This is a genomic window from Lancefieldella parvula, assembly GCF_963547875.1.
GTDB classification, from domain to species: Bacteria; Actinomycetota; Coriobacteriia; order Coriobacteriales; family Atopobiaceae; genus Lancefieldella; species Lancefieldella parvula_D.
The window spans coordinates 1-8,836 of the sequence record NZ_CAUUSI010000027.1 but is presented as its reverse complement, the minus strand read 5'-3'; the positions used below and the strand labels follow the sequence as shown (position 1 = coordinate 8,836).

General features: G+C 48.8%; 9 protein-coding genes. 1 reads left to right on the top strand and 8 read right to left on the bottom strand.

Going from position 1 to position 8,836, the window contains the following annotated elements:
- The 8 genes from RWJ96_RS06625 to RWJ96_RS06590 all read right to left on the bottom strand — a co-directional run.
- The coding region (locus RWJ96_RS06625; RefSeq protein WP_314019595.1) for a transaldolase family protein at window positions 1-299 on the bottom strand (299 nt) is incomplete at its 3' end.
- Between the two features lie 133 nt (window positions 300-432).
- Window positions 433-1,281, bottom strand: coding sequence for an L-ribulose-5-phosphate 3-epimerase (locus RWJ96_RS06620; RefSeq protein WP_314019594.1), 849 nt, complete (start codon window positions 1,279-1,281; stop codon window positions 433-435).
- Between the two features lie 74 nt (window positions 1,282-1,355).
- The gene (locus tag RWJ96_RS06615; protein ID WP_314019593.1) at window positions 1,356-2,057 is read right to left on the bottom strand and encodes an L-ribulose-5-phosphate 4-epimerase; all 702 of its coding nucleotides are present in this window, start codon (window positions 2,055-2,057) and stop codon (window positions 1,356-1,358) included.
- A gap of 12 nt (window positions 2,058-2,069) precedes the next feature.
- Entirely contained in the window at window positions 2,070-3,188 is a 1,119-nt protein-coding gene (gene ulaG / locus RWJ96_RS06610) for an L-ascorbate 6-phosphate lactonase (protein ID WP_314019592.1), read from the bottom strand.
- A 126-nt stretch (window positions 3,189-3,314) separates the two neighbouring features.
- Window positions 3,315-4,370 carry a hypothetical protein gene (locus RWJ96_RS06605; RefSeq protein WP_314019591.1) on the bottom strand — a complete coding sequence of 352 codons (1,056 nt, stop codon included), beginning with the start codon at window positions 4,368-4,370 and terminating at the stop codon, window positions 3,315-3,317.
- 29 nt (window positions 4,371-4,399) lie between these two features.
- Complete coding sequence (locus tag RWJ96_RS06600; RefSeq protein WP_314019590.1) at window positions 4,400-4,708, bottom strand: PTS sugar transporter subunit IIB; 309 nt, start codon at window positions 4,706-4,708, stop codon at window positions 4,400-4,402.
- Window positions 4,709-4,873: 165 nt separating this feature from the next.
- Entirely contained in the window at window positions 4,874-6,385 is a 1,512-nt protein-coding gene (locus tag RWJ96_RS06595; RefSeq protein WP_314019588.1) for a PTS ascorbate transporter subunit IIC, read from the bottom strand.
- A 141-nt stretch (window positions 6,386-6,526) separates the two neighbouring features.
- Window positions 6,527-6,985, bottom strand: a complete 459-nt coding sequence (locus tag RWJ96_RS06590) for a PTS sugar transporter subunit IIA (RefSeq protein WP_314019587.1) — start codon at window positions 6,983-6,985, stop codon at window positions 6,527-6,529.
- Window positions 6,986-7,649: 664 nt separating this feature from the next.
- On the opposite strand from RWJ96_RS06590, the gene RWJ96_RS06585 reads away from it, so the two are divergent.
- Window positions 7,650-8,414: a DeoR/GlpR family DNA-binding transcription regulator gene (locus tag RWJ96_RS06585; RefSeq protein ID WP_314019586.1), complete on the top strand. Its 765-nt coding sequence runs from the start codon at window positions 7,650-7,652 to the stop codon at window positions 8,412-8,414.
- Window positions 8,415-8,836 lie beyond the last annotated feature (422 nt).

The window sequence follows — 8,836 nt, the reverse complement described above, 5'->3', positions numbered from 1 at the left end:
TGATGGGTAGCAGCAAGACTCTCTGCGCAGATAGGAAGCTTAACAACAATGTTTGGAGCAAGAGAAGCCAGGTGACGGCCCTCTTCAATCATGCCCTCAGTTGTTGTTGCTGTTGACTCAGCAGATACAGGAAGTCCCTCGCAAAGCTGAGCAATCTTGACCATATGAGACTCAAAGTCGGCTAGCTTGCCGCCGATCTTTGCATACAGCGATGGGTTGGTAGTAACACCTGCTAAACAGCCCCAGCTAAGAGCCTCAGAAATCTCATCGATATCTGCCGTGTCAATAAAGAACTTCATGTGTAATCCTTTCCTGTACAAACCTAAACGAGTTTGGAAACGTACGTCGTACTAAGAAAGAGCTCATCCACATTGTACAGATTCTTATGTACCGTCTGTGGCGAGAAACCCAAAACAAGTGCAAAAAGGCCGTTTAACCCTCAAACGCCTTATCAATTTTGCTGCGAACGTAGGTGGAAGCAAAGACAAGATCTTCTTTCCAGTTCTCGTTGCCGGTGTACCACATCTCTGCAACAAAGCGCCTGACGCCCTGAGGAACAAGCTGCGACAGAGCTCCCTCGTAGTCAGTGGTACCGGTAGAGAATGGAATCTCGCGATACGCACCAGCAACAGTCTCCTTGAGGTGAGCTGCAAAGATATGGCCTGCACCAAGAGCAACATCATCAGCAACGGTGTTGCCGTAAATAAACGATGCATTGGTAAGGTTACCAGCGTCGGGATACACACCAAGGTAAGGGCTGTTGATAAGGTTTACGTAGTGCATGGCCTTCTCGACTGTATCCATAAAAGGAGTCTCCATGGTCTCAAAACCCATAACAATGCCCGCCTGAGCAGCCATTTCTACAGCCTTTGCTAGGTTCTCCTCAAAGTACTTACGCGTATCCTCTGCGCCGTCCTCGTAGTACACGTCATAGCCAGCAAGTTGGATGGTATGAAGTCCCAGGTCACCTGCAAGGTCAAGCGCCTTCTGCATAATCTCAAGGCCACGCTCACGAGTAGCCTGATCGCGAGAACCAAAAGGATACTTACGGTGACCAGAAAGGCACATAGAGCCCAGGCGAACGCCAGAGTTTACCATTGCCTGACGAACTGCTGCACGCTCCTCACCAGTCCACTCAAGGCGAGAAAGACGAGCGTCAGACTCATCAACGGAGATCTCAACATAATCAAAGCCAGACTCTCCTGCTACGATGAGGCGCTCTTCCCAAGAAAGATCAGTTGGAGTGGCCTTCTCGTAAAGTCCTAGCTGATACTTGGACATATCTTCTCCTTTTAAAAACAGGCGGCCTTAAAAAGACCGCCTGACTGAAACAGATTCTACTCACTGAACAGGCTTTAGTGATTACCCTGTCCGTAGTAGGCATTTGGACCATGCTTGCGCATGTAGTGCTTGTCCTGAAGGTACTGTGGTGCCTCCTGAACCTTAGGGTTATTGAGCTCGGTGAGTGTTGCCATCTTAGCAACCTCCTCAATAACTACTGCGTGATACACAGCAGCCATTGCGTCTTTACCCCAAGAGAAAGGACCGTGGTTGTGAAGGAGCGTTCCAGGAACCGCAATGGGGTCCAAGTTAGCAAAGCCCTCAACAATAACGTTACCAGTCTCAAGCTCGTATGCGCTTTCTACCTCGTCCTTGGTAAGGCTGCGCACGCAAGGAATATCTCCATAGAAATAATCTGCGTGTGTGGTGCCATAGCAAGGAATAGAGCGTCCTGCCTGTGCCCAAGAAACAGCGTGGGTAGAGTGAGTATGAACAACACCACCGATCTTCTCGCCCCATGCACGATACAAGCATGCATGAGTTGGAGTATCGGAAGATGGGTTCATCTCGCCTTCAACAACATTGCCGTCCAAGTCGCAGATGACCAGATTCTCTGGGCTGAGCTCTTCATAGGAGACGCCCGATGGCTTGATAACAAACAGGCCACGCTCACGGTCAAGTCCAGAAGCATTTCCCCAGGTAAACACAACAAGTCCATGCTTTGGCAGGTCCATATTTGCTTCGTAAACTTCCTCACGGAGTTCTTTCAGCATCATAGGGTCTGCTCCTTAGAGAACGCTACGGAATGGAACGTTTGGCTCGTAATCGAAGCAATCGTGGAAGCCACGATCGTGATGATAAGCAAAGCGATCCTTGTCCTGTGGATAGGTGTAGTGGCCGCCGACCTCCCAGAAGAATGGGTGGAACTTGTAGTCAAGACGGTCCTTACGCATCTCCCAAAGAACCTTGATCTCCTGGACGTCAGCCTGGAAGTTAGTCCAAACGTCGTGGTGAATTGGGATAACAACCTTAGACTGAAGAGCCTCAGCCATACGGAGCATATCGGTTGCTTCCATCTTGTCCTGGATACCAATTGGGTTGCAGCCAAAAGCGCCAAAGCAAACGTCTACGCCGCCAAATTCTTTAGCGATGTCTTTGCCGTGCTTAGCAAAGTAGATGGAGTAGTGGGAATCACCGGAGTGATAGATGTTTCCGCCAGGAGTGACAAAGAGGTAGTTAACGGCCTTCTCGTCCATATCCATTGGGCACTTACCCCAGAGGTCAGGACGGTTCTCAGAAGTATCAGTAGTGGTGACAATGATGGTACGGTCAAAGGAATCGTATGCAACGATCTCCATATCCTTAACCTTGATACGGTCGCCAGGCTTTACCACAATGCACTGCTCGCGTGGAACGCCCCAGCCAACCCAGATGTCAACGGCATCCTTAGGACCAATAAATGGAACTGGAATCTCTTTACCGTTCTCGTCAGTAGTGGTCATGTTGTTGTTAACAACGTGAGCCGCAAGCTCCTTGGACATGTGGTCCTGGTGAATGTGAGTTACCACAACAGCGTCAAGGTTCTTGATAGCAAATGGATCAATAACAAACGGAACGTTGCGGAGGTTTGGCTGCATCTTACGAACGCCAGCCATGTTTGCCATCTGGTGACCAGGCTTCATGAGGCCGTCACCGTGAGTGCGCTTACCATTGCCTGCCCAGAAGTCAACAGCAACGTTTGCTCCACCAGGAGTCTTGAACCAAATACCAACGCAGCCGAGCCACCACATCTCAACCTGGCCAGGCTCTACTACGGCATTGTCAATCTCTTCATTAAGCCATGTTCCCCACTCAGGGAAGGTGCTCATAATCCAACTGTCGCGTGTGACGTCTTTAAGATCTGCCATAACACGCTCCTTTCTAAAAAACATAGGACTAGTACTTTGATGCATATGCAGGTAAATTGAGCGGCGCTCAGGACCTTGCCTGCATGCTCAGAAGCTCATCCTGAGCGCTCGGTACAAAACGCAGCCCTACTCCACTACTTTGTAGAGAGCCAGCTGGTCTGTCTCACGATATGCAGCAACAATGTAGTCACTGCCGTTATGCCTATACACCATGCAGTTTGCTGGTCCGAGGTCATGGTCGATAACGTCTACGGTGTACTGACCGTCAACGTATCTAACAAGCAACAAATCGCGACCATCTTTACGGTTGCCAATGACTGCGCACTTCTCGCCATTAAGGTCTGCTGCCCAAAGCGCGTGAAGGAAACTGCGCTTCTGTGGGTCGCACCAAACCTGCTCATAGCGATCGCGAGTCTGGCCCTCATGCCAAATTGCCAGCGCGTCACCGTGGAACTTGGAGAACGTAAGAATTTCCAGCTTGCCATCGCCGTCAAAGTCTGTAGCAACAATGTCACTTGTTGGCTGAACAAGAAGGCAGGTGACATCCCAAGAACCCTCAGGGGTTGTTGGAGGAACGTATCTAAACACGCCAGCGGCGGTTGAGATCAAAGCATAGGACTTATCAGGCGCAGTCCAGAAACCGTGGTTCTGAACCTGATAATTAGCAACACAAGTCAGCTTAAGCTGGTTGTCTGCCGTGTACTGCTCAAGGTTGTCGCTCAGAGGAGCGGCCCAAACAGCACCTGGAGTGCGCCAATCATCCTTGACGCCCGTCTCAGCTCCACCCTTGATAGAACAAGCAAGAATCCAGAGCTGACCGTCTGCAGCCTTCAGAATGCCAAAACGGTGAACATAAGGGAGGTCGCAAAGAATCTGCTCAGACCACGAACCGTCTGCCTGCTTGGTATAGGACGCAATTGCCGCGTCGTCTCCACCAAAGTTTGGCGAGAAGAACTTGCGGGTTGCAAGGAACTGATCTTTCCTGCCGGGAACCTGAGTAATGGTCATGACTCCGCCAGGGCCTGGAGCGACAGTCTCTAGAGGCTCACCATCAAGCGTAAAACGACGGATTGGACCGTCCTTCTCGACAGCAGCTAAAAAGCTTGGTGTGTCTTCTCCCTCAAACATGCCAAGTGCATAGCACTTAGGCATCTCGGCAAGAATTTTCTTTTCAAAAGTCATTAAAACGCTCGATTCTTTAGAAACCTAAACTATGCGGAATACTTCTCTGCAGCGCCGGTTTCCTTGAGCTTCTCTTCCATCTCTGCGTCAGAAAGAACGTTGCGCAGACCAATGACAGTAACGCCGGCCTTAGCAGCATCCTCATACATGTTCAGGAAGTTAAGAGGTGCAAAAACAATGTCATACTGACGAGCAGAGCTTACGCCCTCAGAAAGTGCGCAGTGGTGGATCTTCTCGACGCCCATGTTGAGCTTCTGAGTGACGCGCTCAGCGGTCATCTTCATCATCAGGGAGGTACCTGCGCCGTTTGCACATGCGACCAAAATCTTTGCGTTCATGTTGACTCCTTCGATCAAACAAACTGATTACGACCATGCTGTATATGTACCCATATGGGCAAAATGCGGATCGCTTATAGCGCAAACTCCGCATCTACACTTAGGCCGAGTGTTACTAATTACCCTGAGCAGATGGGGGTCTGCTCAGGGTAGGAAGAAAGAGGGCTACTTGCTTTCCGCACTAGCTGCGGCGGCCTTCTGTGCGCGGATTTCCTTGCACTTCTGGTAATCCTCAACCTCCATGAAGTACGTGTCTTTGTTTGCACGGTACTGGAGCTGTGGGATTGCGATAAGAGCAATAACAACAATTGCGAGACCCGCGAAGGACAGGAACTTCATGACGCCGGTCATGATTGGCCAGACAACTGCCCAGTCCCACATGCCAAGGTATCCACCGTATGCAGCCATGCCAACCCAGCCAGCGATAAGAGCTGAACCAAAGACCTGGAGAAGACCAGAAATGAAAGGCATGATAAGAACTGCACGGAGGCCACCCTTGTTGTTTGCATAAACGCCGATAGTAGCGTTATCGAAGAACAGTGGGACGAAGCCTGCAATAACAATAACTGGGGACTTCAGAAGCAGCAGAGTTGCGATTGCCAGGAACTGGCCAGCTGCACCCATGAGGAAGCCAAGGGTAACTGCGTTTGGAGAACCAAAGCCGTAGGTTACAGCACAGTCAACGCCTGGGACGGAACCCTTGAGGAGCTTGTTAGAAATACCCTGGAAGGAGTTGGTGAGCTCAGTAACGAAGGTACGAACACCAAGCTGCAGAATGGAGAGGTAAACAGCAAACTGGAAGGAAGTGGTCATGATGTAGAAGAAGAAATCCTGACCTGGCTTCATGAACTTGTTCTCAAGCAGGAAGTCCTGACCCAGAACAGCAAGGATGACACCAAAGAATGCTGTCATAAGAATTGCAGTTGCAACGAGGTTCTCGTTGAAGATCTTAAGGAAGCCTGGGAGCTCGATGTCCTCGATGCGCTTGGACTCCTTCTTGGAGTGCTTGGAGAGCCACTCGGAAGCCTTAGATGCGCAGTAAACGCCAAACATCTGCTGGTGAGCAACGGTTAGGCCCGCACCATCGGTGAGGTCCTGGGTAGGTCCAATACAAAGGTTGGAGCCAACAGCCCAGTAAAGGCCGAGAAGAACAGTCATAACTGCAAGGATGGTAACGTCGTTAAGCTGTGGGAAGCAGAAGAGGATAAGCCAAAATGCAGTTGCTGCCTGCTGAACCTGGACGTGACCAGTGGTAAAGATTGCACGAAGCTTAGTCTGCTTCTTAAAAGCAACCAGAACAATGTTCAGAATGAAAGCGAAGAGCAGAAGAAGCATAACGGAGGAGAAGGAACGACCTGCGATAAATGCAGGAGCGTCAGCTGCCTCCATGCCTGCCTGTACTGCGTTCTGGCCAAAGTATGGGTCAATGACCATTGCAGAAAGGTTGAAGCGAGCCTGAAGTCCAACAAGAACTGGACGGAATGCAGTTACCAGGCCGCCGGAACCAACCAGGAGGATCTGATAACCAATGACTGCCTTAAGGAAGCCAGCGAGTACGTCGTACCACTTCTTCTTAAGAAGAATGTAGCCGATAGCAACAATCAAACCGATGAAATAGGCTGGCTGAGTCAAGAAGTTGCTCGCAAACCATTTCCAAATACCAAGAACAATATCCATTGATACCCCTTTCAAAGGGTCCTACATACGTACCTTCTGCAGCCCACACTACAAAAGGAAATCCTCAATAACTTGCCCTTACGGGCACAAAAGCGCACGAACGACGCGGACGAGCGCGCGACCGGCGCTCAAAAAACGAGCTTACTCGGAGATAAGCTTGTCGATCTCCAAGAGCTCTTCTGGAGACTGAATATTCTTCAGGCGCTCAAGGACCTCTTCATTCATAAGGACCTGAACGAGCATCTGCATATTCTTAAGGTGTGCTTCCTGATCGGTTGCGCTCAGAGTAAAGAAGGTCTTAACCTGCTTCTCATCGTCGCCATCCTCGAAGTTAACAGGAACATCAGCGTGCATAAATCCAATAGCAGTCTTGCCATTAGAGCCAATGCGAGCAGTGGAGTGTGGCATTGCAACATTTGGAACGATAACAATGTAAGGACCATACTTCTTTACGCACTCAATAATGTCGTCTGCATACTCTGAATTGACAGTTCCATCAGCCTCCAGTGGTTTGCAGCACTCTCTAATAGACTCTTCCCATGTCATGGGAGTCTTCACGAAAGCATAGTGATTCTGCTCGTAGATATCGCGAAGTAGCATGCGATTCACTCCTCTCCAGTAGCCTACTGTGAATCTTTCCTTGTGTTGGACTATAGCAAGACCACACAAGAACACATCGCTTAACGACAAAAACTTGAATCTTCTGAACGCTTCAATAATTAGATAAATAATTTATATGACATTTGACTTGCCGTATAACAAATTTCTCTATTTGTTGAACGTTTAGAACGTTTTACCAATCGAATCGATAATGTTAGTATAGCTAATGTTGGGAGTTTAGCAATACTTATCTATGCTCACTTTAGATATTTACGTCATAAAAACCGTTGACCGTTAAAAAATATCCGTTTAAGTATTCAAAACGTTCATAGGATAAGGTAAGATACACTGAGATTCGCTGAAATGCATCTACACAATTGTTCACGAACCGTTCAAAAGGCGCTATCAATTTGTACGATGTTTTTCACGGAACTAAATTAGTTAAACGTCTTATGTGATATTCAGAAATATAAGGCTTTTAACTGTGGAAATAGAGTTGTAACGTCACAGCAAACTGTTCTTTTGCACGTACTTCTCGCGAGCTTTCTACGATCTTCTCGCGAACAACTCGCAGGCAGTCGGGTTTCTCGCCAAGCGTGTTGCTTGAAAAGTTTGCAACTATTTTTGTAGGTTTATCAGCAGTTTGAGTTCTATTGGGGGATTCATGGCCACAAGTCGTTCATTTGTAGCATCGCGTAGAAGCTCTATCATGAGTCTTCTTGAACAATACCGCCAGGTTTCCGTCAGCGATCTTGCCGATAGGTTTGAAGTTTCTTCACTTACCATTCGCCGCGACCTCGATGAACTTGAAGCTCAGGGCCTCATTTCTCGAAGCTATGGCATGGCCACGCTGCTTGATCCGCTCTCTACAGGACTCAGCTCTAACCAGGTCACCGCAAAGTTCAAGCTTGCCCAAGCCGCTGCCAAACTCATCAAAGATGGCGACACGGTCTTCATTAACACCAGCTCAACCGCTATTAAAGTCCTGGAATTCATCACCGCCGAGAACATCACCGTGGTTACCAATAACGGTAGCGTGCTGGCGGCTGACTATCCCCCATCAATGACCGTTTTGGTTACGGGCGGAGAAGTTCGCCCAGCTAAGAAGTCTATGACCGGCGATTTTGCGCTTGCTTCAATCAACCAGATTCGCGCCGCAAAGTGCATCCTGGGGTGCTCGGGAATTTCTGCTGAGCGCGGTCTCACCACGCTGGTTTCAAACGAGATGCGCGTGAACTCGCTGATGCTTAAGCACTCTGAGCAGCACATTGTCCTAGCCGACTCGAGCAAGCTGGGAGTTAACTCCAGCTTCCAGTACGGATCACCATCCGATATCGACGTGCTTATGACGGACGAATCCGCGTCGATTTCGCAGGTAGCAGCCCTCGAAGCCGCTGGCGTTCGCAAGGTTGTGCGCGTAAGCCTGTAGGATTGCTGCAGCGGTAGTTGGCTTTCGGCTGTTGGGGCTGTCGGAGCTGTTAGTTTTCTCGTTTAGCAAATCGCATATCAAAAGTTTAACTACCAAGATTCGAAAATATTCATCCTCATGAATATTCATGAGGATGAATTCATCTGTATGCATAAATTTTTTAAGACCCTATTTTTGGCATTTTGAAAACACAGCAAAGTCACTTAATCTGCAAAAACACCCCTCAAAAGTCTCATTTTACGCAGATTATCATCATTTACTGTGTTTTTTAGGGCTGTAAGTTATGTTTTTGGCTCTGTATATACAGATTATCTTACTTTGCTGTGGTCGGCCTTCTAAAAACGTGCAGATTATCCGACACAGGTGTGTTCTGACAGCTTTATCGTCACCCAAACAAAAAGCCCCGCTAGCAAGCGGGGCTT